Here is a 21,985-nt window from a genome sequence, read left to right on the forward strand (position 1 = left end):
CTGCACGCCACCACCCCCAAGTTAGGTTGGCAAACGGAAAAGATCGTACCTTAAACGTGGCGCAGAACACCTTTTCATGCCCGTTTATCGGACGCAACTGGCAAGAATCTTATTTTTTCTTGGGAGCGCTCCCCCGCCCTTCAATGCGATTCCGTTTAATTCACCCCACCACCCCGCAGCCACCTGCGAAAACCTAACAGTCTAGAAAATCTATACCGCTTTGTCTGTTTTGTGATTGGATAGTTGTGTAAACTCGCTTCCTAGAGGCGGAGGTGCACGTGCACCCGACCGCCTGAGGAATCTTCCACAGAAGCAATCTCTTTTAAGGAGTACCCACTTCATGGGCAACGTGTACAACAACATCACCGAAACCATCGGCCGCACCCCCCTGGTGAAGCTGAACAGCCTCACCGAGGGCCTCGAAGCCACCGTTCTGGTGAAGCTGGAGTCCTTCAACCCAGCCAACTCCGTCAAGGACCGCATCGGCCTGGCCATCATCAACGCTGCAGAAGAGTCCGGCGCCCTGAAGCCAGGCGGCACCATCGTTGAGGCTACCTCCGGTAACACCGGTATCGCCCTGGCCATGGTTGGCGCGGCACGCGGTTACAACGTTGTCCTCACCATGCCGGAGACCATGTCCACCGAGCGTCGTGTCCTGCTGCGCGCTTATGGAGCAGAGATCGTCCTGACCCCGGGTGCTGCAGGCATGCAGGGTGCCAAGGACAAGGCTGATGAGATCGTCGCTCAGCGCGACAACGCCATCCTGGCCCGTCAGTTCGAGAACCCAGCCAACCCACAGATCCACCGCGAGACCACCGCGAAGGAGATCCTCGAGGACACCGACGGCAACGTCGACATCTTCATCGCGGGCTTCGGCACCGGCGGCACCATCACCGGCGTCGGCCAGGTCCTCAAGGAGAACAACCCCGAGGCACAGATCTACACCGTCGAGCCTGAGGCTTCCCCACTGCTGACCTCCGGTAAGGCTGGCCCGCACAAGATCCAGGGCATCGGCGCCAACTTCATCCCTGAGGTCCTTGACCGCAAGGTACTGGATGATGTGATCACCGTGTCCAACGAGGACGCTGTGGCCTACTCCCGCAAGCTGGCCACCGAGGAAGGCATCCTGGGCGGCATCTCCACCGGTGCCAACATCAAGGCTGCTCTTGATCTCGCAGCGAAGCCTGAAAACGCCGGCAAGACCATCGTCACCATCGTCTGCGACTTCGGTGAGCGTTATGTCTCCACCATCCTGTACGAAGACATCCGCGACTAATCTCCGGTTGAAACCGTCGCCGCCACGCACCAGTTTTCCTGCCGTGGTCGCGGCGGTTTTTTTCATCTGAATTAATCACCATGGCAAACCCAGATGGCAAAGTAGTGCGCTGTTAGACTTGCCTGCATGCTTTCTGTAGTGAAGATGATCCGCGAAGACCTAGCGAATGCCCGCGCCCACGATCCGGCGGCACGTGGTGATCTCGAGAACGCCATTGTCTATTCCGGACTTCACGCGATCTGGGCCCATCGCATTGCCCACGGCTGGTGGAAATCAGGATTCCGAGGGCCTGCACGGATCCTCTCCCAGTTGAACCGTTTCTTCACCGGTATTGAGATCCACCCCGGTGCCACCATCGGGCGCCGTTTCTTCATTGATCACGGCATGGGTGTGGTTATCGGCGAAACCGCCGAGATCGGTGACGGTGTCATGCTCTACCACGGCGTGACCCTGGGTGGTCAGGTACTCACCCAGACTAAACGCCACCCCACCCTCGAAGACAATGTCACCATCGGCGCCGGTGCCAAGATCCTCGGCCCCATCACCATCGGTGAGGGCTCCTCCGTGGGTTCCAACGCCGTGGTGACCAAGGACGTCCCGGCCAATCATATTGCGGTCGGCATTCCCGCCAAGGCCCGCGCCCGCGGAGCCGGCGAGACGATCAAACTGGTTGATCCGGACTACTACATCTAACTACCCCAGGAGAAAAGCCCAGTGGCATCACTGGGCTTTTCTCATCTTTAAGGCTATTTCTTCAGGTCTTCGTAGTCCGGGTTTTTCTTGATGAACGCCGCCACTGCCCAGCAGGAATCGTGGACCCGGATGCCGTTGGCCCGCGCATCATCCAGCGCATGCTTGATCAGGGGTGTGGAGAGGCCTCGACCCCGGAATTCCGGCTTGATCACGGTGTGGTTGAAGTTGCGGTAGTCCGTGCCGTCCACGTAGCTGGCGAAGCCTGCGGGCTCGTTGTCCACGGTGATCACGAACCGCTTCTGGCCCTCGTGATGGGTGATGTTGACGTCGTGCGTGTCATTGCTCATGTGAATGCTCCTCGTTTCTTCCTGTTCCGCCTGCCGGGGCGCGCCCACAGGCAAGGGGTGAGGGGAGGTGACGTGGGCGTCGACAAGCTCTTTATGCCTTTATACAGAAGAACCAAGAACCGCCCCCATCAATTCCTTGATGGGGGCGGTGATTGTGGCCAGAGCCGGGATCGAACCGGCGACCTTTCACTTTTCAGGCGAACGCTCTACCGACTGAGCTATCTGGCCGGAGAATGTTCCATTATAGAACATCTCTGGCGACCCTGACGGGACTTGAACCCGCGACCTCCGCCGTGACAGGGCGGCGCGCTAACCAACTGCGCCACAGGGCCTTAAGCCATGCACTTTTCCAGATTGCTCCGTCCTGCGCACAAATGAATACCTTACACAGTTGTTATCTTGAGGCACAAATCCGCAGGTAGAACGCGCTTATCGACGCCCCGGCAGGCGCACGGTGCGCGCCTGCCTACAGTGCGGCAACAACTTCTTTCATCAGGTCCGCCGCTTCGCTCGGCGTGGTGCCCACGCGCACACCAGCCGCCTCCAGCGCTTCCTTCTTCGCCTGCGCCGTCCCCTCAGAACCGGTGACGATGGCGCCAGCGTGCCCCATGGTCTTGCCCTCGGGGGCCGTGAAACCCGCAACGTACCCCACCACCGGTTTACTCACGTTGTCGCGGATGAATTCGGCGGCGCGCTCTTCCGCATCGCCGCCGATCTCACCGATCATGACGATGACACTGGTATCCGGATCCTCCTCGAAAGCCCGAAGGGCGTCAATGTGGGTGGTGCCGATGATGGGGTCTCCCCCGATGCCGATCGCCGTGGAGATTCCGATGTCGGCGAGCTCATACATCATCTGATAGGTCAGGGTGCCCGACTTGGAGATCAACCCGATGGGACCGGAACCGGCGATGGTGGCGGGGATGATGCCCGCGAGCGAGGCTCCCGGCGTGATGATTCCAGGGCAGTTGGGGCCGATGATGCGGGTGCCACCGACCTTCTTGGCGTGTGCCCAGGCTTCGGAGGTGTCGCGAACCGGCATGCCTTCGGTGATGACCACCAGGAGTGGGATGTGGGCGTCGATGGCCTCGATCATGGCGTCCTTGGCAAAAGCCGGCGGCACGAACACCACGGACACATCAGCCTGCGTTTTTTCCATCGCCTCGGCGACAGTGGCGAAGACGGGAAGCTCCGTGTCCTCGATGGTGATCGTCTGCCCCGCCTTGCGGGGATTGGTTCCCCCGACGACAGTGGCCCCGGACCTCAGCATGCGAGCCGCATGCAGCGATCCTTCAGCTCCGGTGAGTCCCTGGATGATGATGCGTGAGGTGTGGTCAAGAAAAATAGCCATGTTCTGTCCGCTCAGTTCTGCATGTTGACAAGGTCGGTGCTGGCCGCGAGTTCCGTGGCCTTATCTGCCGCTGCATCCATTCCGGACACCAACGTGACCAGGGGGTGATCATGGTCAGCAAGGATGCGGCGCCCCTCATCCACATTGTTGCCATCAAGACGGACCACGATCGGTTTCCGGGCCGAAGGACCGAGTTCCTCCAGGGCGCCGACGATACCCTTGGCCACAACATCACACGCGGTGATACCGCCGAACACATTCACAAACACGCTGCGCACCTGTTCATCACCCAGGATGATGTCCAACCCCGCGGCCATGCTCTCCGCGGAGGCACCGCCACCGATATCAAGGAAGTTCGCCGGTTTCTGCCCGCCATGCTTCTCACCTGCCCCGGCGACGATATCCAGAGTGGACATGACCAGGCCCGCCCCATTACCGATGATGCCCACTGAGCCGTCGAGCTTCACGTAGTTGAGGTCATGCTCCCTGGCCTTGAGCTCCAGCGGGTCGAGTGCGCCGGCGGATTCAGCCAGCTCCGCTCTATTCTCATGACGGAAATCCGCATTACCATCCAAGGTGATCTTGCCGTCGAGAGCCAGGATCTCACCAGAATCGTTAAGAACGAGGGGGTTGACCTCCACGAGGGTGGCATCCTCATCACGGTAGACCTCATAGATCTTCTGCAGAACAGGCACCACCTTGTCAGCCGTGGCTTGTGGGAAGCCGGCGGCGGTGGCGATCTCACGGGCCTTCTCCTCATCGATCCCCACGAGCGGATCGACCTCTATCCTTGCCAGTGCCTCGGGCTTCTCCTTAGCCAGGAGCTCAATCTCCATGCCACCCTCCACAGAACACATGGCCAGGTAACTACGGTTGGCGCGGTCCAGCAGGATGGAGAAGTAATATTCCTCCTCGATCTCAGCGCCTTCAGCCACCATCACCTGCTCCACGATGTGACCGCGGATATCCATGCCGAGAATCGCCTCAGCTGCCTCGAATGCCTTCTCCGGAGTGGAGGCGATGCGGATACCTCCAGCTTTTCCGCGCCCGCCGACCTTCACCTGGGCCTTCACCACCGTGAGGCCACCGATGTCCGCGGCAGCCTTCTTCGCGGCCTCGGGCGTTGATGCCACAATTCCTTTCAACACCGGTACTCCGTGCGCTTCGAAGAGATCCCGTGCCTGGTACTCGAATAGATCCACGTTGCAATCCGCCCTCAGCCTGGTGAGCTGTGTTCGTGAGCTGGTCCGGAGTATTTCTCCGTCAGCCGTTCTGCCTGAGCCCCACGGGTGGTGATCGAGGGAGTGTGTCACACTCCTCTAATCCCACCCGGGTGCCATGAGTGTGAATTCTATCACTTTATTCTTCGCAAAATATAGCGGGTTGGAGAGATTTTCCGAAAAAGGTGGGTCCCAACTTCGTCTGATCGCTTGGCGGAGGCCTCGGGTTTTTCCCTGGCCGGGAGTGCCATGTACATGAAAAATCAGATTCGCTAGTTCGGCTGGGCTCGAGTGGCTATGTTTAGAGCATGGAGGACGTTGATTACGAATCACCGCATCGCATCCTGGATCAGGGCTTCCCGGTAGATATTTCCTCGCATGCAGTTCCCCGCTATCTCGCCCGGATTCACTCTGCTTTAAGCTCCCTGGGTTCCCTGGAAGACCCCACGGACGCTGACGCCCTCCCCGCCCTGAAGCTTCTGACTGCCCGGGTGATCGCCACGGAGCACCATGATCCGGCGGCCGCTGCCATCCTGAACAGACAGGTCCAGAAACTGGCAGATCAACTCGACAGTGATCTCGCACGGGGTTACGCGTTGTTGGCATGGTCCGCCACCCACCCCACACCGGAGCACACCACAGACCGCATCAAAGCTGCCCGGAAGATCATGGACATAGCCCGGGACACCGGGGAGCCTGATCTTCTGCAGGCTGGTTTAACGATATTGCTCATCGGTCTCCTGGAGGCCGGGGATCTCCGGTCGGATACCCAGTTGCTCGATGCTGCATCCGAACCCGCTGATCAGATCGCCGGGGCACGACCAGTCCTGTGGTTCAACTGCCTCAGATCAATTCTGGATGGTGATACCGAGCTGGCAGAACGACAGGCCCGGGAACTGGTGCCCACCACAGCGGAAACCCAGTCTGAGCACCACCATCTCATGATGACGGAATCTCTGGCCGTCTATTTCATCAAGATGGGGATGATCCGGTGGATGCAGGGTCGTGTCGACCATGTGGAAGATGTTCTTCTCCGGGCCAGACGTGCCTACCCCACGCAATTGTTATGGCCCACATCGCTCGCCTGGTTGTGGCTGCTGCAGGGGCGCACATCTGCGGGCAGTTCACTACTGCGCTCCCTCCCGGAACCGGAGGATATCCCGCGTGACAGGTACTGGTTGTGCACGACCACCGTGATGGCTGAGATCGCCATCATCCATGGTCCCCGCGAGCGTGCCGAGCGCCTCCAACGGATTCTGCTCCCCTTCGCCGAGCATCTGGTTCCGGTGGGCGCCGGTGTCGCGTTCTGGGGAACAGGTGCACGGACACTCGGGTTGCTTGAGGAACGACTGGGCATGCTGGATCTGGCGAAACACCACCTCCAGATGGCGGTGGAGAAAAGTGGGAAGATCGGGGCCATACCGTGGTTGACAGAGGCTCAGATCGAGCTGGCCAACTTTGCTCTCAGGCATGATCTGACCGACATCCCTGCCTATGACCTCCTCGCAGAAGCCCGGACCACCAGCCAGGCCAGAGGATTCACCCGGTTAGCTGTCCGTGCCCTGGCACAACCCCGGATTCGAGTGCTCGGGCAATTTGATGTGGTGTCAGTGTGTGGTTGCCACGCTGAGTGGACCTCCCGCAAAGCCCGGGAACTACTTAAGATGCTGGTGGCGTCCCGCGGTGTGCCCACATCCAGGGAGGTGTTCATGGAGGTGCTCTGGCCTGGTGTGGATCCGTCCCGTTTAGGGAACCGCTTCTCGGTGGCCGTCAATGTCATACGCCGCAACCTGGATCCTGACCGCTCCCTACCCACCCAATATTTCCTCATCACCGAGGGGGAATCAGTACGCCTGGAGCTGAAGAACCTGGACATTGATCTGGAAAAATTCCTCACCCTGGTGAAACGCCCCGATCCTGCCAGCCATCAGGCAGCACAAAAACTCTACCGCGGGGCCGCCTTCACCGAGGAGCCCTACGCAGACTGGGCCGTCACCATCCGGGACCATGCTCATCTGCTCTGGGAGAAGCTCGACTCCGCTGAATCATGGGCAGTGACGGATTAATGTTATTTGCGGCGAATCCACACCTGTCTAGTTGTTTTGGAGATACTCCTCGCAATCAACCCGCCCATTCGGATACTGGAGAACAACCAGATCATCTTCATTGAGCAGCATGGTAAGCACCCGGCACATTGAGAAGACGGGCACCGATTCAGTAGCGTCCCCATCAACTGTTACCACCATGGTGTCCCCTTCCCAGGTGGCTGAGGCGTTATCTGATTGATAGGTGCGTTCAACCGCCTCAAGCATCTGGTCACGCTCAGCACCGAAAACATACTCACCGGGACCGGCGGCCTGCACTTCAGTAGTAATGGCAGGCTCATCGACGGCAACCCCCTCGGAGCCACTCGAGTCATCAGATCCACACCCCGCCATAGCAAACAGAAGTGGCACCACGGCCAGCGCTCCCACGCTGAGCCGAACTTTTCGAGCGCTACCGGCGGTTAGTCCCATCATGATGTCCTCGCTAGAGATCAGAATCTGGCAGAAAGCTACTGATCTCGAACCTTAACCAGCGTTCTGTCATTTTAATGAGAGTGCCGATCAACCGCGGGACAGCTCTAAGAAAACTGACAGAGCAAAAACTATTGTGAGAAAAAGTAGTCCAGTGCCGTGCTGGACCATGCACGAAGGTTGAGAGTTAGTCATGACAACTGATTCTGGATACATGGGTGCCACCGCGTCGGTGAACCAATGGTCACGCATCCTCGGTGTTTCACTCAGACCCTGGTCCGGCCATTCCCCCGCTCTTCTCATCATCCGAAGTGTCATTCAGATTGTCATTTTCGGAATTCTCATCGGCATCCTCTTCGGCCTCCGGGGGGAGGTGAATAACTCGCCCGAAGCGCTGGCCCTGCTGGGGACATTTCTCTTTCTCATGATCCTGTCCTTCATCGGCTTGATCCTCGTAGCCTTCGCCCAGCTGGCCGTGGGTGTCATTGATCTGGTCCCCCGACAGAAGGTCAGCGGTGTGGTCGAAAGGATTGAGTCGCGGAAAATGGGTGATGTCTTGCCCTATTTTGTCCAACAGATGGTGTTCAACCGCAACCCCAACCGCATGGACAGACGCAGAAGCCGCACCGAGTTGGTTCTCCGCACTGACAAGGGCGTCCGGCAGTGGACCGTGCGAAACTCGAAGGTCCGGCGCCAACTCCAGGTCGGACAGACCGTGACCATCACCGTCTCCCCACTGATCGGGTACGTTGCCGGTGTTGAGGTTGGTCGGCTCTAGGAGGTGCTGGCGCGGGGCTTTGCGGCGCCTAAAACCGGACTTTCGTGCATAACGTCACAAGATTTCGGGAAAAGCTGCCCCGTTTCACGGAAATCTTGTGACGTTATGTACGTTCCCCTTTTTTGCTTAGCCCTTAACCCACTTAGCCCTCCGGACACACCCGCATAGATCAGAAATGAAAAAGAACCGGAGTAAACAGAATCAATCTGTTTACTCCGGCTCTTGCACTGCGACCCTGACGGGACTTGAACCCGCGACCTCCGCCGTGACAGGGCGGCGCGCTAACCAACTGCGCCACAGGGCCTTCACAATGGTTCACTTTAAAAAAGTGAACAGTACTCCCAACGGGATTCGAACCCGTGTCGCCGCCGTGAAAGGGCGGTGTCCTAGGCCCCTAGACGATGGGAGCTCGTCGTGTTTGCGACTGGATAAGAATATACGTGACATTCTCGAATACGCAAAATCGCCCCGTGAGCTGGGCTTTCACAGCCTCATTTCACGGGGCGAAAGCGTTAATTACAGGTGCCGTCGACGGAGCAGGTCTGGCCCTCGATGACCTCGAATGGGCTCGCGGGGTTTGCTTCAGCCCATTCGCCGAAGGATTTCTCAATGGTTCCGCTGAAAACCTCCGCCTCCTGCGCGCCGCTGATGGCGTATTTGCGGTCGAAGACGAAGAATGGCACGCCGGTCACGCCGAGCTGGCGGGCCTCATGCACATCCTGCTGGACCTCGTTGGTGTAGGCATCGGATTCCAGGACGTCACGTGCTTCGGTGGCGTCGATACCAGAGGCTGTGGCGATATCAACGAGGGTGTCCAGGTCATCAACATTCTTCTGTTCATTGAAGTAGGCACGGAACAGAGCATCCGCCACGGCCTTCTGCTTGCCGTGTTTCTTGGCAAGGTGGGTGAGGCGGTGGGCGTTGATGGTGTTGGCGGGGATGGAGGTTTCGGTGTCCATCTCCAGTCCGACGCTTGCCGCGACCTGCGCCACCTGGGAGTTCATCTGACGGGCCTGCTCAATGGTCATACCCTTGGTTTCCGCGAGCATCTCATTGGTGGTGCGGATGGGGTGGGTTTCCAGGCCGGGCATGAGTTCAAAGCTCTTGAATTCAACCTCGATGCGGTCGCGGTCACCGAACTCCGCCAGGGCATCATCAAGCTTCTTGTCCCCGATGTAGCAGAACGGGCACATGATGTCGCTCCACACTTCAATCTTCATCTTGGCAGCCACTGCAGATCCTCGCTTCATTTAGTTGATGTTTCTACATTGTCCAACCTGGCCGGCACCCGGTCTATTCCAACCGGTCGAACACCGCGAACAGGTCGGTCAGCCCGGGTTCTTCGATCGGAAAGTGTCCACATTCCCGCAACATCACCACATCCGTGGGCCCCTCCGCCCGTTTGAGGGTGCGCAGACTCAGCTGCTCAGGAGTCCAGTCATCATGACCAGGATGCACCAGCGTGATGGGCACGGTGGGCATGGTGTGTTTATAACCCAGGTAGGACACCAGGAACCTCAGGGGCACCTTCACTCCCCCACCGAGTTCATCACTGGCACACAACATGGATAACGCCGGGCTGCGGCTCATCTTGGATATCCGCGCGAGCGCCCGGATCCGGACCATCTTCCGCCCCGGCGCGAGTTTCAGAAACGGTGTGGCCAGAATTCCCAGTGAGCCGAAACGGGTCATTTTCCGGCGCGCCAGCGGGTCGGCCGGGTCCATGAGGCACGTGGCCACCACGTGCGAGACGTGAGTGCTTTTCGACGCCACCTCTGCCGCCAATAATCCCCCCACGCTGGCACCAAACAGAATCATGGGTCTGCCGTCGTGTTCTTCGTCGATGAGGTTGACAAGGAGGGCGATCCAGTCGTCGTAAAGCACCTCCGTCGGCTCGCAGACGGTGAGCCCAAAAAGTGGCAGATCCACCGCCAGCACCTCGAAACCGCGCTCAGCCAGGGCTGCCGCGTGTGGCCAAAGAGCACCGCTGTGGGCACCCATGCCGTGGATAACCAGCACGCGTGCCCGTGCCTTTGGGCGGCGGGCACGGGCGATGTGGACGCGCAGGCCGCGCCATTCCCACCAGGTGTGGACAGGTTCAATCCCGGTACGGTGTTTCAGCGGCAGAAACGCTTCGTATGGATTGATCATTCAAACTAGCCTAACAACTATCACTGTCGGGCACGCCAGCTACCGTCGCCTACTCGGTTTCCTTCTTCGACTTCTTCTTACGCCCCGGCATGAAGAGCATCAGGGCAACCAGCGCGGATCCTCCGATAAATATCACTAGCCACCAGGGGAAACCAGCGGTGAGACCATCACCAGCAATCACCCGATCAGTATCTTCCTCAGGGCTGGGGATACGCTGCGCGTGCGCCAACAACCGGTGACTGTTCACGCCAACCGGGGTGCAGGTGAACAGAGTGACCCAGTCCTCCCCCTCGATGATCTCGAAAGAATCCGTCTCATTAGGCAGCACGGTCTCAAGCCCCCGCACCTGGTAGTGGTGATCTTCACCGAGCACGGAAATCCAGAATGTATCGCCCACCTCCGCATTATGCAGGGTGGTAAAAAGCTTGGCGTGCGGCAGACCGCTGTGCGCGGTCAGCACTGAGCGTGTCGACGGCCCACCCACCGGCAGCGATGTCCCATATAAGTGCCCGATTCCCTTGCCGATCACCTCATCGGAGGTGCCGTGATAGATCGGTAGTGCAATCTCCACATCGGAGTACATGAGCGTACCCACGGCATCTGTTCCACTGACCCGAAGCATTTCTTCATAGGCACGGTAAACATCACTACCCAGGGCGGCATCCTCGGACTCGGTGAGATAAGGGTCGGTCAGAGGGCCGGGCTCAAGCTGATCATTATAAGCATAGGCGGCATCCAGGATGCGTTGACGCTCTTCAGGATTGGTGTTCTCCACCTCACGGACATAACCGGAAATCTCCGAATTGTGCCCAAGCGAGTTCACCCAGTCCGCACCGTCTGGATAGATGAGCAAACCGATACCAAACATGGCGAGGATCTGCAGCAGAATATTGGAGGCGAGACGCTGCTTCTGCTTCTTCGTCCGTTTAGGTTTGGCCACCAGCCGGTGTCGGCCGGCTGGTTGGGGAACCTCTGCAACAAGGATGCTCATCAGTCTGCCGCGTCCTCTTTCCGGCATCGTTTACCCAAAACCAAGAACAAACCTGCTCCTATCAGGGCGATGGCGAACAGGATGAGTCCGGTCACCTGAGCGCCTGTCGACGCCAACCCATCCCTACCCAGAATGGACGTGCCCTCCTGTGGACCAGCGTTGGAAACAGTGGGCTCCTCAACGGAACCCGTCTCACCAGGGAAATCTTCCAAGGAGCTGCCACTGCTACTACCGAAATCCCAGAAGATGGGGATCCAACCGAAGATGAGACCTGAACGTGTAGGGGTGTCTTCACCGCCCGGACCTGTGTTTCCGCTGGTGCGTTCCACCACATAGGTCAGGGTCTGGTAATCAACGTCCGAATATACGGCACCTCCCTGCGGCGCCCCCTCCACCCATGACCAGCCACCCGGGGTGTTGATAGGCACTACCCAATAATCCCTGAAGAGGGGATCCGAGCTCTCACGATCAAGACCATTAGCAAACTCAGAGAACCGCAGGCCATTGATGATCAGACGCCCATCCTCATCCGTGATCCACTCGCTCACGCCATTGATAGTGACGGGATTTCGTCGGGCGAAAGCATCCTGCGGAGTCAGAAACAGCTGGAAGGATGCGCCGGGGATCAGGTTGGAAGGATCCCCATTCTCAAACACCGTGACTGACAGCGGCCCCCATTTGCTAACTGCTGTGTCCTTAACACTTGATTTCTTTTCAATGGCATCGCGGCTGGGATAGAGCACAGCCTCATTGGTGTGGACGCCTTCACGCTTCACGATGGTGCCGTAATCCACCCGCACCTGAGCACTTGGATCCTGCACAATAGCCCGCTCCAGTTTGCGCAGCCCTGATTCCAGGAGATCAATGACGAGAGTACGGTTGCCGGATGAATAAGTTAAGCCGTAGTCCACTCCAGGAATAAGGGAAGGAGCATTCACGCCCTCAATTGTCACAGTGACATACTCGGTGAGCTCTTCGGTGCTGCCAGTGAGTTCAAGTTTGGGGTTGATGACCTGCTCGACCCGGTACCCGTCAATAGTAGATTGCAGAGGAATAGTGGATCGTGAAACCCAGTTCACGGTATCGCCGAGCTTCACCGCATCCTGATCAAATGCATCCAAGTTGATGCCCACCCGGGCATTCTTGGGGTAGACGTGCACCGTGTTCAGCCAGGCATCCAGTTCCGTGGGATGAGTCAACGGCAGTGCCACCAGGAAGGGAGCTGCGCCGGTGAATCCCGCAGGAATCCCGGTTTCCTGCACATAATAGAGACCATCGCGCAGATTTTTTAACGTGGCGTCACCATTGACATCAGTAATAGCCTTAGCGGCCACCGGTTGCTCTAATACCGCAGCGGCAGCCTGATCAATGGTCAGTGCGGCAGCGTCACGCTGCCCCTTGTTTGTGGTGAGGTCAATTCCCGGGACACGTTTGGTGATGAAAGTCGCGCCAGAAACCGGGGTGAGGTTATCAGTGTTCTGTCGCAGGCCGCTGGCTGCAGCACCTGAAATAACAGGCTGCTCAAATTTATGGATTTCAAGAACATTGTCAGCATCAGGATTATTCCACTGAGCTGTGGCCGTGGGCAGGGAAAGCAGGAGAGTGTCTAATGGTTTGTGTGTGAGGGAATCCCCTCACATCAAGGAGATAAACCAGAATGACTACCGTGGCTAAACGAGACCCAGAAGATTCCGCACGGATCAAAGCAATCGAAGAGAAACTGCTCGCCAATCCTGAAATGGCGAAGCTCATCGGTGAGCTCGCCCGCCTCCACCACCGATGCCAATGACCTGGTCAGGGGCCTGCTCCAGGCCTGAAATCAACCGTGGCCTGAACGCTGAAATGGATGCCCACCTCGGCTACGAGCACGGTGACCGGGATGCAAAAACAGCCGCTGACCAAGGCAATCACCGCAACGGGTACCACCCCAAGCGCGTGGATTCCAACTACGGTCCCGTCGATGTGACAGTTCCCAGGGACCGCAACGGCTCTTTCCTACCCACGATGGTGCCCAAAGGCTCACGCCGGCTCACCGACGTCGACGACATGATCATCAGCTTGTATGCCGGTGGCATGACTGTCCGCGATATCCAGCACCACATGATCACCTCCATGGGGGTCGATATTTCCCACGAGACGATCTCCGCGATCACGGATGCCGTCTTGGATGAGGTGATGATCTGGCAAAACCGCCAGCTCGATGACTTTTACCCAGTGATTTTCCTTGATGCGCTACGCATCAAAGTCCGTGACGGGGGCCGGGTGGTCAACAAATCCGCCTACCTCGCCATCGGGGTGGATATGGATGGGATCAAGCACATCCTGGGTATCTGGTTGGCTAAGGAAGAAGGAGCCTCATTCTGGGCTCATGTCTGCGCCAACCTAGCATCCCGGGGAGTCAACGATGTCTTCGTTGTGTGCTGCGATGGGCTTAAAGGTTTGCCGCAGGCCGTGGAAGCAAGCCTTACCGGATTCCATGGTCCAGACCTGCGTGGTGCACCTGATCCGGGCAGCCAACCGGTGGGTGGCCTACGGCGATCGCAAGGCCGTATCGGCCCAGCTGAGGAAGATCTACACTGCCCCCACAGAAGACACCGCACGCACGGCGTTGGAGGAGTTTGAAGCATCTGAACTGGGAGTCAAGTACCCACAATCGGCGAAGGTCTGGCGGGATGCCTGGGATCGGTTCATCCCGTTTCTGCAGTTCCCACCGATGGCGCGGACTTGACCACGAACTCAATCGAGTCGATGAACAATGAACTGCGCAAAGCCACCCGAAATCGGGTGCAGTTCACCAATGATGACTCAGCGATCAAGACCTTGTGGTTGATGATCTGCAATATCGAAGATAAGCGGGCTGCGAAACGCGCCAAGCAGGGAAAACGGGTGGCTGCCAGCAGCGGCCGGTTGATCGAGGGTCGCAAGGTTGCCAACTGGAAGCAGGCGATTAATCAGATGGCGGTGGCGTTCCCAGACCGCTTCGAGGCTTACCTTTAACTTTTCAAATCCGGGAGCCCCACACACAAATCTCTTGACACCCTCCCGAAACGCCCTCAATCCCGCACCCCACCGCAGGACTGTGCTAACCCACCGATTAAAAAAGTGAGGTGAACAGAACACGACCCACCTGCCCGGTCTGCCACAAACCCACACGAAAAAACGGCACCACCTCCAAAGGCACCACCAGATGGCGCTGCACCACCTGCAACGCCACCACCACCAACACCCGCCCTGATGATCACCACCCCAAGCGATTCACCTTGTTCATCAACTGGATCCTTGGCACCCAATCACGCACCACCATCGCCGCCGAACTAGGCCTCAACCGACGAACACTCACACGCTGGTTCCACAACTCCTGGCTCATCCACGTCCCCCGGAACAACGACCCCCACCGGGTCCACGACCAACTGTTCATCGACGGCACCTACTTCAACACTAAATGCCTCCTGGTGGCCTGCACCCTCGATCACGTCGTCGCCTGGCACTGGTGCACCAAAGAAGATTCCTACAACTACGCCCGACTCTTCGATCAACTCCAACCACCCTTGATCGTGACCACCGATGGCCAACAAGGAGCACTCAAAGCCATCAAAGACACCTGGCCCACCACCAAAATCCAACGGTGCATCGTCCACGTTAAACGCAACGTCCAACGCCATATCACCTTAAAACCCAAGCTCAACGCAGGGAAAACACTCCGACAACTATCCCTAAAACTACTGAAAGTCACCACCGCCGAAGAGGCAGCCCAGTGGACCGCACAGCTACAACAGTTCTACCTGATCTACCGAGATTGGTTGAACGAAAAAACCTACAAAAAAGACGTCCCCGCTGACAAAGTCCCCTGGCATGCACGCAACAATAAAACCTGGTGGTACACCCATCACCGCCACCGCAGTGCCTACAAACTCCTGGAAAAACTCGTCCGCGATGGCCACCTCTTTACCTACATCGACCCACCAGAAGGAGTCAGCAGAAAGATCAAAGCCACCACCAACTGCCTCGAAGGTGGGATCAACGCTCAGATCAAAGCCCTGGCACGAACCCACCGGGGAATGTTTGATGAGCACCAGCGCATCGCGGTGGACTGGTGGCTATACCTACACACGCAGCTGCCTGACGATCCGGTAAAGATCGCCAGGCAGCAACAGTGGGGACAAGTCGCACTCGCCAAAGTCACGGACTTGATCAACCACGAAAAACCAGACGCCGGGGCCCGACCCCTGGATAGTAGACACAGAGGATTTAATCAGGAAGCAGATTTCAGGATAACAGAACCGCGCTCCTCAAACACCGCAGGCGCGAGATATTTACACCAGGAATGCCGGCGCACCGTGTTGTAACGGATACACCAGCGGAACACGTCCCGACGGCAGCGCAATTGATTCTCAAAGGTCTTGGCATCCTGGAGGACTTCCCGCTTCAGCGCAGCATTGAACGACTCCGCTAACGCGTTGTCCGCACTGGTGCCGATTGATCCCATTGACTGCCCTCAATTCCAAGCTCTTTGCAGGTGTCTTGGAACGCATGAGAAGTGTAAACACTTCCGTGATCAGAGTGGAAAATCGCACCCTTCAGGCTTCCACGCTGCCCCTTAGCCATCAGCAGCGCATCCTGCACCAGGGAAGTACGCATGTGATCTGCGATGGAAAAACCTACCAACCTGCTAAGAATAACAATCAATAACCGTGGCCAGGTACATATTCGACCCATCCTGAATCGGCAGGTAGGTGATGTCCCCGACGTGAGAAGCTGGTTTGGCTTGTCAGCAGTGAACTTCCGGCCGACAAGGTCAGGGAACACTGGTTTCTTCTGATCGGACACTGTGGTGGTGACCTTGCGTTTCTTTGTATAGCCAAATAATTTGAGTTCACGCATGACCCGGGCGACGCGCTTGTGGTTCACGGGGTCATGACCGGCCTGGTCTTTGAGTTCAGCCGTGATCCGTTTCGCCCCATAGCAACCGCGTTCGACGGCGAATACAGTCTTGACGCGGGCGCCGAGGATCGCGTCGGACATGAGGCGTTTTCTGCGGGCTGAACTGCTGTTTTTCCATTTATAGAACGAGGATCTGTTGAGTTTTAACACCTCGCACAACCGCTTAACCGAATGGTTCTTCTGGGCGTCATCAACGAACCGGAAGCGGATCACCAGTTCGTCTCTTCCGCGAAATATTTAGCGGCTTTCCGCAGGATGTCACGTTCTTCCCGGAGCCGGGCGTTTTCTCGTTCGAGTTGTCGAATCCGCTCGGCCTCCGTCACCGAGGCCGGGGAAGCTGAATCCTTAGAGCTGATCTTGGTGCGGGCACCGGTGCCGTATTTTTTCAGCCAGTTATGCAGGGTGGCACGGTTGATCCCAAGATCAGTGGCGATGGTCTGGAGCGAGGTGCCCGGGGAGTTCTCGTAGAGCGCGACGGCATCGCGTCTGAACTCTTCGGTGTAGGTCTTGCTTGGCATGGTGTGGAGATTACCTTTCAGTCCCAGATTGTTGGGATGTTAGGTGTCTACCAAACGGGGGTCAGGTCCCCGGTCAAGAAGATGGGCGCCCAGCCACCTATGACACCGGTATCGATGCCACACCGTCAAACTCTATGGGGATACGTCAAGGATGGCTAGGTAAATAACCTCAACCCGACCTCACCCACCTAGGATCGGTGCTTGAAAATGGCCGACCTAGGGAAACACACATTTTGTCCCTTAAATCGACACGCCGTAAAAGCACGCAAAATGTCCCTTAACCCCCACCATCAGCACTAGGTCCCGGACCGGTATCTGAGACATTGTTGAAATGTTCAACCCCCGTGCACAGTTCTTTTGAACTGTGCACGGGGGTTGATGGTGGGCCCTGCGGGGCTCGAACCCGCGACCTGCGGATTAAAAGTCCGTAGCTCTACCAACTGAGCTAAAGGCCCAACTCTGCACATATTAGTTGATGAGGGTTGAAGAAGAAAAACGACCCCCCGGAAGTTCTCTTCTCAGTGCCTCTGCCTGCGTTTCTACTGCTTCACACGGACCCGCATGCCGGTCTCGGAGCGGGTGAGCATCGTGGTCCATGGGAAGCGGATGTCAGCCGGGTCGGAGGAGAGGTTCACTTCCGGTCGGCACAGTGCCAGCACCATGGAGGTCAGTGCAGATACGGTGATCTTTTCGCCCGGGCAGCGGTGGCCGGTGTAGACGCCGGCACCGCCCTGGGGGATAAAGGCGGTGATCTTCTCATAATCTGCCTGGGTTTTCAGATCATCCCGTGAGAGGAACCGGTTCGGGTCGAAGGTGCTGGGGTTCTCCCATTCATTGGGGTCGGTGTTGGTGCCGTAGACATCGATGATTACGCGCTCATCTTTGTGTACGGGGCAGCCCTGGATCTCGGTGTCGGTGGTGGAGACCGCTGGCAGCATGGGGACGAAGGGATAGAGTCGGCGGACTTCCTGGGCGAAGGCGAGGGCGACGGGTTCTCCCCCATCGCGGATCTTTTCCACCCATTCGGGATGATCCACCAGTGCGCCGGCGGCGAAGGAGGCGAAGAGGGACACTGCGATGGTGGGACGGGTGAGGTTCTGTAATTCGATGCCGGCGATTTTTGCGTCGATAAGCTCACCGTCGGGCCCGGCCAACCGGGCCATCGCCTCGAGCGCGCTCCCAGGAGGTGCCTGGCGGTCACCGGAGCGGACCTCGGTGATGATTTTTTCCGCCCACTTGTCCAGGCGGGCGCGGTTGAGCCATGCGGTGGCGTGGCCCTTGATGGGGTGGCCGAATCGGTAGACCAGTTCAGCCATCTGCCAGGCCCGGCGATCGGCCTCGCGGTTGTTCAGATCAAGCCCGGCCCACCGGAAAGCCGCGCGACCGAAGGCCAGCGCCGCACCTTTGTAGACCGTGCCGGGTGTGCGGGCCCAGTCCGCGAGCACCCGGTCCACTTCCTCCTTGACCAGGGTGTCGAAGGCCGTCACCTGCTCATCGTCATAGGCGATATCAGCCATCTGATGTTTGCGCACCCGGTGCTCCTCCGCGTCGAGGGTGTGCACCGCCTTGTGCCCGAAGAGTGGGCCACGGATGACCATGGGCATGCCGCCATCGCGTTTGATCCGCTCAGAATCATAGAACAGCTCCACCCCCTTAGAGCCACGGACCAGGGTGACCGGTTTGAACAGCATGCGGGCGCGCACCGGTGTGTTGGATTCAGGGGATATGCCAGCCTTGCTCCGCAGATGGGAGGCGAACAGGTAGCCTTTGCGCAGCAGATTGGGGGCCTGCTCGCCCGGGGAGAAGGGGCAGGAGGATTCAGTGGACATCGGTTGGACCTTCTTCCATCAATGGGGTGTGGGGTTCAGTGACGTTTCCTTGCTCCCCGCCCATCATCCATATTTTCTCCGCTACGTGCATCGGTGACCGGTTCACCACACAGTTCGGGAATGCACAAACCGCCCCAGGAAGAATCCGGGGGCGGTGTCACAGCGGTGCTGAATTAGACCAGCTGGTCCTGCAGCTTCATGGAGCCGTTCTTGGCCAGGCTGCGGTGGAAATCAAACGCGGTAGCCAGGTCATGAGGGGTCTGCATGAACTTGTTGTCGCCGGAGGTGGCGCGTGCGTAGTACTCCTCCAGCAGTGGGCGGTAGTCAGGATGCGCCAGGGCGATCATCTTGGACACACGCTCACGAGGTGCCAGGCCACGCAGGTCGGCGTAACCGTACTCGGAGATGACCACCATGACATCGTGCTCGGTGTGGTCGATGTGGGAGGCGAAAGGCACAATCGCGGAGATGGCGCCGCCCTTGGCCTCAGACGGGGTGATGAAGGAGGAGATGTAGGCGTTGCGGGTGAAGTCGCCGGAGCCGCCGATGCCGTTCATGACCCGGGAGCCGGAGACGTTGGTGGAGTTCACGTTGCCGTAGATGTCCGCCTCGATGAGACCGTTGGTGGCGATCAGACCAACGCGACGGATGACCTCAGGGTGGTTGGAGATCTGCTGTGGGCGCAGGATGATGGACTCGCGGTAGCGTGCTGCCTCGTTGTTCATCTTCTCTGCGTACTCAGGGGAGAGGGAGAAGGAGGTTGCGGAGGCGACAGTCATCTTGCCGGCGTCAATCAGGTCGACCATGCCGTCCTGGATGACCTCGGTGTAGGCCTGGATGTTCTCGAACTTGGAGTCCAGCAGGCCTGCCATCACGGCGTTGGGGACGTTGCCCACACCGGACTGCATGATGTAACCGTCGTAGGACAGGCGGCCAGCGGCGACCTCGCCCTCCAGGAAATCAAGGAAGTTGCCGGCGATCTTCTGGGAGATCTCATCGACTGGCTTGAACGGCGCGTTGCGGTCCGGGGTGTTGGTCTCCACCACGGCGACAACCTTGTCGGTGTCGATCTCGATGTAGGACTTACCGATGCGGTCGCCGGCGTTGTTGATTGGGATAGCGATGCGGTTGGGCAGCTTCGGCATGTTCCAGATATCGTGCATGCCCTCGAGGTCGAGGGACTGCCAGGAGTTGACCTCGATGATGATCTTCTCTGCAGCTGCGAGGTACTCAACGTTGTTGCCCACGGAGGAGGATGGCACGATGTGGCCTTCCTCGGTGATGCGGACTGCCTCGACGACGGCGACGTTCAGCTTGCCGAAGAAGCCGTTCTCCACGTACTGGCCCGAGTGGGACAGGTGGATGTCGGAGTAACCCATCTTGCCCTCGTTGATCTTGTTACGCATGATCGGGTCGGAGGCATATGGCATACGGAAACGGACAGCATCGGCTTCTGCCAGGACACCATCGCAGTCAGGTGCGGTGGATGCACCGGTGAACAGATCAATCGCGTACTCGGATCCTGCTGCGTGTGCTTCCTTCGCGCGGTTGGCGATGGCGGTTGGCAGGGCCTTCGGGTAGCCAGCACCGGTGAAGCCGGACATACCGACCTTGTCTCCGGCGTTGACGAACTTGGCTGCCTCATCGGCAGACATGACCTTGGAACGCAGCTTCTCCGAAGCAATACGATCTGACATTGGTTACCTCCTCAGGTGACCGGGAACCACACCACATGGTGCGGCACCGGCGAAATGATGTCTTGCGGCGCACAGTGAACACATAAAGATACCGAGGTTGTGGCTTTCTCCCGGATGGAAACCCCTTGAGATGGTCACTCAAAGGGATTAACCACCGCCCGGCGAAATCACTACCGCGGATGCTTTATGATGTACCCCACTTTATTATGTTGTGCTCATAAGGATAAACCATTCGATGGATGAATGTCCGAATTTGGGGTGTGATCAGCACTAATAGAGACCATTTTCCACCCCCTCCTTGACACGTGCCGTATCTACAGGCACGCAGATACCAAAGGTTTCGGGATGGAATCTACTGATTCTCAGGCCACTTCATCCGCAACGCAGGGGTAACAAGGTTCACAATCCGGGACAACGGAGCGGATCTGTGCATAGGGGATCAGCTCACAACCACCGCCCGCATTTTGCCCACTGCGGTATAGGGAGGACAATGGGAAGTGTGACTCTGAAGATCGGACCCTTTGACCTCGCTTCCCCGGTGATTCTGGCCCCCATGGCCGGGGTCACCAATGTGGCATTCCGCACGCTGTGCCGTGAGCAGGAACTACAGCGCACCGGGACGATATCGGGGCTCTATATCTGTGAGATGGTCACGGCGCGAGCCCTGGTGGAACGCAATGAGAAGACCCTCCACATGACCACTTTCGCCCCGGATGAGAATCCCCGCAGCCTGCAGCTGTACACGGTTGATCCGCAGTACACCTATGAGGCCGCGAAGATGATCGTGGATGAGAACCTGGCTGATCACATTGATATGAACTTCGGTTGCCCGGTGCCCAAGGTCACCCGCCGTGGTGGTGGCTCGGCGATCCCGTACAAGCGTCGCCTCTTTGAAAACATCGTCTCCGCCGCCGTCCGCGCGACCGAGGGCACGGACATCCCGGTCACCGTGAAGTTCCGCGTGGGCATTGACGACGAACACCACACGCACCTGGACGCCGGACGCATCGCCGTGGATGCCGGCGCCAAGTCAGTGGCCCTGCACGCCCGCACCGCAGCCCAGCGTTATTCCGGTGAGGCTGATTGGAATGAGATCGCCCGCCTCAAGGAGCACCTGGCTGATACGGGTGTGCCTGTTCTGGGCAATGGAGACATCTTCGCCGCCGATGATGCCACCCGCATGATGGAACAGACCGGCTGCGATGGTGTGGTGGTCGGACGCGGTTGTCTCGGCCGCCCCTGGTTGTTCGCGGAGCTCTCCGCAGCAGTCCGCGGCGAGGCCATTCCGGAGGAACCCACCTTCGGTGAGGTCACACGGATCATCCTCCGCCACGCCGAACTACTCATGCAGCACGACGGTGAACTCAAGGGCATCCGCGATCTGCGTAAGCACATGGGTTGGTACCTTCGCGGCTTCCCGGTCGGCGGGGAATTCCGGGCCAACCTGGCACGTGTCTCCACCTATGTGGAACTCGAAGATCTCCTGGCGCCCTGGGCGGATGCCACCGACAGGGCAGAGGACGCCGATGGGGCCCGCGGCCGGAAGGGATCTTCCGCCAAGGTGGCACTTCCCGACGGCTGGCTGGACGATCCGGAGGACGATACCGTGCCGGTGGGCGCTGAGATGGAGAACTCAGGAGGCTAGGCTCCCCACCTCCAGCTTTGTCTCGACCAGTA

19 protein-coding genes, 5 tRNA genes and 1 pseudogene are annotated in these 21,985 nt (G+C 58.4%); 7 read left to right on the forward strand and 18 right to left on the reverse strand.

Translation table 11 applies throughout. The annotated features are described in order from the left end of the window. Positions 1–340: 340 nt before the first annotated feature. Together cysK and epsC are read left to right on the forward strand one after the other, a co-directional pair. Positions 341–1,276, forward strand: a complete 936-nt coding sequence (cysK, locus tag CFAEC_RS11025; protein WP_290276809.1) for a cysteine synthase A — start codon at positions 341–343, stop codon at positions 1,274–1,276. A gap of 126 nt (positions 1,277–1,402) precedes the next feature. After that, positions 1,403–1,969 carry a serine O-acetyltransferase EpsC gene (gene epsC / locus CFAEC_RS11030; protein ID WP_290276811.1) on the forward strand — a complete coding sequence of 189 codons (567 nt, stop codon included), beginning with the start codon at positions 1,403–1,405 and terminating at the stop codon, positions 1,967–1,969. Between the two features lie 53 nt (positions 1,970–2,022). On the opposite strand, the gene CFAEC_RS11035 is transcribed toward epsC, so the two are convergent. From CFAEC_RS11035 to sucC, 5 genes are all read right to left on the reverse strand, one after another. Next, positions 2,023–2,316, reverse strand: a complete 294-nt coding sequence (locus CFAEC_RS11035; protein ID WP_290276813.1) for a GNAT family N-acetyltransferase — start codon at positions 2,314–2,316, stop codon at positions 2,023–2,025. Between the two features lie 155 nt (positions 2,317–2,471). Further along, positions 2,472–2,544, reverse strand: a tRNA-Phe gene (locus CFAEC_RS11040). Positions 2,545–2,571: 27 nt separating this feature from the next. After that, a tRNA-Asp gene (locus CFAEC_RS11045) sits at positions 2,572–2,648 on the reverse strand. A 134-nt stretch (positions 2,649–2,782) separates the two neighbouring features. Further along, a complete protein-coding gene (sucD, locus tag CFAEC_RS11050) occupies positions 2,783–3,667 on the reverse strand; it encodes a succinate--CoA ligase subunit alpha (protein WP_290276815.1) in 885 nt (294 codons plus the stop codon). A gap of 11 nt (positions 3,668–3,678) precedes the next feature. Next, positions 3,679–4,869: an ADP-forming succinate--CoA ligase subunit beta gene (sucC, locus tag CFAEC_RS11055; protein WP_290276817.1), complete on the reverse strand. Its 1,191-nt coding sequence runs from the start codon at positions 4,867–4,869 to the stop codon at positions 3,679–3,681. 326 nt (positions 4,870–5,195) lie between these two features. On the opposite strand from sucC, the gene CFAEC_RS11060 reads away from it, so the two are divergent. After that, the gene (locus CFAEC_RS11060) at positions 5,196–6,953 is read left to right on the forward strand and encodes an AfsR/SARP family transcriptional regulator (RefSeq protein WP_290276819.1); all 1,758 of its coding nucleotides are present in this window, start codon (positions 5,196–5,198) and stop codon (positions 6,951–6,953) included. A 27-nt stretch (positions 6,954–6,980) separates the two neighbouring features. On the opposite strand, the gene CFAEC_RS11065 is transcribed toward CFAEC_RS11060, so the two are convergent. After that, a complete protein-coding gene (locus CFAEC_RS11065; RefSeq protein WP_290276821.1) occupies positions 6,981–7,406 on the reverse strand; it encodes a hypothetical protein in 426 nt (141 codons plus the stop codon). A gap of 190 nt (positions 7,407–7,596) precedes the next feature. Between CFAEC_RS11065 and CFAEC_RS11070 the strand changes: the two genes are divergently transcribed. Beyond that, positions 7,597–8,181 (forward strand): hypothetical protein, encoded by a 585-nt coding sequence (locus tag CFAEC_RS11070; RefSeq protein WP_290276823.1) that lies wholly within the window; start codon positions 7,597–7,599, stop codon positions 8,179–8,181. Between the two features lie 230 nt (positions 8,182–8,411). Here CFAEC_RS11070 and CFAEC_RS11075 read toward each other — a convergent pair. The 6 genes from CFAEC_RS11075 to CFAEC_RS11100 all read right to left on the reverse strand — a co-directional run bounded on the left by CFAEC_RS11075 (position 8,412) and on the right by CFAEC_RS11100 (position 12,921). Continuing rightward, a tRNA-Asp gene (locus tag CFAEC_RS11075) sits at positions 8,412–8,485 on the reverse strand. Between the two features lie 32 nt (positions 8,486–8,517). Beyond that, positions 8,518–8,590 (reverse strand) — tRNA-Glu (locus tag CFAEC_RS11080). Positions 8,591–8,693: 103 nt separating this feature from the next. Beyond that, complete coding sequence (locus CFAEC_RS11085; RefSeq protein ID WP_290276825.1) at positions 8,694–9,431, reverse strand: DsbA family oxidoreductase; 738 nt, start codon at positions 9,429–9,431, stop codon at positions 8,694–8,696. 43 nt (positions 9,432–9,474) lie between these two features. After that, complete coding sequence (locus CFAEC_RS11090; RefSeq protein ID WP_290276827.1) at positions 9,475–10,332, reverse strand: alpha/beta fold hydrolase; 858 nt, start codon at positions 10,330–10,332, stop codon at positions 9,475–9,477. Positions 10,333–10,381: 49 nt separating this feature from the next. Continuing rightward, positions 10,382–11,323: a class C sortase gene (locus CFAEC_RS11095; RefSeq protein ID WP_290276828.1), complete on the reverse strand. Its 942-nt coding sequence runs from the start codon at positions 11,321–11,323 to the stop codon at positions 10,382–10,384. Beyond that, complete coding sequence (locus tag CFAEC_RS11100) at positions 11,323–12,921, reverse strand: SpaH/EbpB family LPXTG-anchored major pilin (RefSeq protein WP_353960131.1); 1,599 nt, start codon at positions 12,919–12,921, stop codon at positions 11,323–11,325. Before CFAEC_RS11100 ends, CFAEC_RS11095 begins: the two co-directional genes overlap by 1 nt. A 59-nt stretch (positions 12,922–12,980) precedes the next feature. Between CFAEC_RS11100 and CFAEC_RS11105 the strand changes: the two are divergent. Together CFAEC_RS11105 and CFAEC_RS11110 are read left to right on the forward strand one after the other, a co-directional pair. Continuing rightward, positions 12,981–14,320: pseudogene (locus tag CFAEC_RS11105) on the forward strand (IS256 family transposase). A gap of 110 nt (positions 14,321–14,430) precedes the next feature. After that, positions 14,431–15,669: an IS1249 family transposase gene (locus tag CFAEC_RS11110; RefSeq protein ID WP_290276830.1), complete on the forward strand. Its 1,239-nt coding sequence runs from the start codon at positions 14,431–14,433 to the stop codon at positions 15,667–15,669. On the opposite strand, the gene CFAEC_RS11115 is transcribed toward CFAEC_RS11110, so the two are convergent. The 6 genes from CFAEC_RS11115 to scpC all read right to left on the reverse strand — a co-directional run bounded on the left by CFAEC_RS11115 (position 15,576) and on the right by scpC (position 20,308). Beyond that, entirely contained in the window at positions 15,576–15,809 is a 234-nt protein-coding gene (locus CFAEC_RS11115; protein WP_290276832.1) for an integrase core domain-containing protein, read from the reverse strand. The two genes, CFAEC_RS11110 and CFAEC_RS11115, sit on opposite strands and share 94 nt — an antisense overlap. Then, complete coding sequence (locus CFAEC_RS11120) at positions 15,773–16,477, reverse strand: IS3 family transposase (RefSeq protein WP_353960111.1); 705 nt, start codon at positions 16,475–16,477, stop codon at positions 15,773–15,775. Before CFAEC_RS11120 ends, CFAEC_RS11115 begins: the two co-directional genes overlap by 37 nt. Further along, positions 16,474–16,782, reverse strand: a complete 309-nt coding sequence (locus CFAEC_RS11125; protein WP_290276834.1) for a transposase — start codon at positions 16,780–16,782, stop codon at positions 16,474–16,476. Before CFAEC_RS11125 ends, CFAEC_RS11120 begins: the two co-directional genes overlap by 4 nt. A gap of 379 nt (positions 16,783–17,161) precedes the next feature. Next, a tRNA-Lys gene (locus CFAEC_RS11130) sits at positions 17,162–17,237 on the reverse strand. Between the two features lie 84 nt (positions 17,238–17,321). After that, complete coding sequence (locus CFAEC_RS11135; RefSeq protein ID WP_290276836.1) at positions 17,322–18,611, reverse strand: cytochrome P450; 1,290 nt, start codon at positions 18,609–18,611, stop codon at positions 17,322–17,324. Between the two features lie 173 nt (positions 18,612–18,784). Then, positions 18,785–20,308 (reverse strand): succinyl-CoA:acetate CoA-transferase ScpC, encoded by a 1,524-nt coding sequence (gene scpC, locus CFAEC_RS11140; protein ID WP_290276838.1) that lies wholly within the window; start codon positions 20,306–20,308, stop codon positions 18,785–18,787. Positions 20,309–20,807: 499 nt separating this feature from the next. Between scpC and dusB the strand changes: the two genes are divergently transcribed. Further along, positions 20,808–21,953 carry a tRNA dihydrouridine synthase DusB gene (dusB, locus tag CFAEC_RS11145; RefSeq protein ID WP_290276840.1) on the forward strand — a complete coding sequence of 382 codons (1,146 nt, stop codon included), beginning with the start codon at positions 20,808–20,810 and terminating at the stop codon, positions 21,951–21,953. The last annotated feature ends 32 nt before the right edge of the window (positions 21,954–21,985 follow it).

Source organism: Corynebacterium faecale (assembly GCF_030408735.1).
Lineage (GTDB): Bacteria > Actinomycetota > Actinomycetes > Mycobacteriales > Mycobacteriaceae > Corynebacterium > Corynebacterium faecale.

Excerpts from the sequence above, each read along its gene's own strand:
- cysK (WP_290276809.1), top strand. The coding sequence starts at position 341 with ATGGGCAACGTGTACAACAACATCACCGAAACCATCGGCCGCACCCCC.
- epsC (WP_290276811.1), top strand. The coding sequence starts at position 1,403 with ATGCTTTCTGTAGTGAAGATGATCCGCGAAGACCTAGCGAATGCCCGC.
- CFAEC_RS11035 (WP_290276813.1), bottom strand. The coding sequence starts at position 2,316 with ATGAGCAATGACACGCACGACGTCAACATCACCCATCACGAGGGCCAG.
- sucD (WP_290276815.1), bottom strand. The coding sequence starts at position 3,667 with ATGGCTATTTTTCTTGACCACACCTCACGCATCATCATCCAGGGACTC.
- CFAEC_RS11060 (WP_290276819.1), top strand. The coding sequence starts at position 5,196 with ATGGAGGACGTTGATTACGAATCACCGCATCGCATCCTGGATCAGGGC.
- CFAEC_RS11065 (WP_290276821.1), bottom strand. The coding sequence starts at position 7,406 with ATGATGGGACTAACCGCCGGTAGCGCTCGAAAAGTTCGGCTCAGCGTG.
- CFAEC_RS11070 (WP_290276823.1), top strand. The coding sequence starts at position 7,597 with ATGACAACTGATTCTGGATACATGGGTGCCACCGCGTCGGTGAACCAA.
- CFAEC_RS11085 (WP_290276825.1), bottom strand. The coding sequence starts at position 9,431 with ATGAAGCGAGGATCTGCAGTGGCTGCCAAGATGAAGATTGAAGTGTGG.
- CFAEC_RS11090 (WP_290276827.1), bottom strand. The coding sequence starts at position 10,332 with ATGATCAATCCATACGAAGCGTTTCTGCCGCTGAAACACCGTACCGGG.
- CFAEC_RS11095 (WP_290276828.1), bottom strand. The coding sequence starts at position 11,323 with ATGAGCATCCTTGTTGCAGAGGTTCCCCAACCAGCCGGCCGACACCGG.
- CFAEC_RS11115 (WP_290276832.1), bottom strand. The coding sequence starts at position 15,809 with ATGGGATCAATCGGCACCAGTGCGGACAACGCGTTAGCGGAGTCGTTC.
- CFAEC_RS11125 (WP_290276834.1), bottom strand. The coding sequence starts at position 16,782 with ATGCCAAGCAAGACCTACACCGAAGAGTTCAGACGCGATGCCGTCGCG.
- CFAEC_RS11135 (WP_290276836.1), bottom strand. The coding sequence starts at position 18,611 with ATGTCCACTGAATCCTCCTGCCCCTTCTCCCCGGGCGAGCAGGCCCCC.
- scpC (WP_290276838.1), bottom strand. The coding sequence starts at position 20,308 with ATGTCAGATCGTATTGCTTCGGAGAAGCTGCGTTCCAAGGTCATGTCT.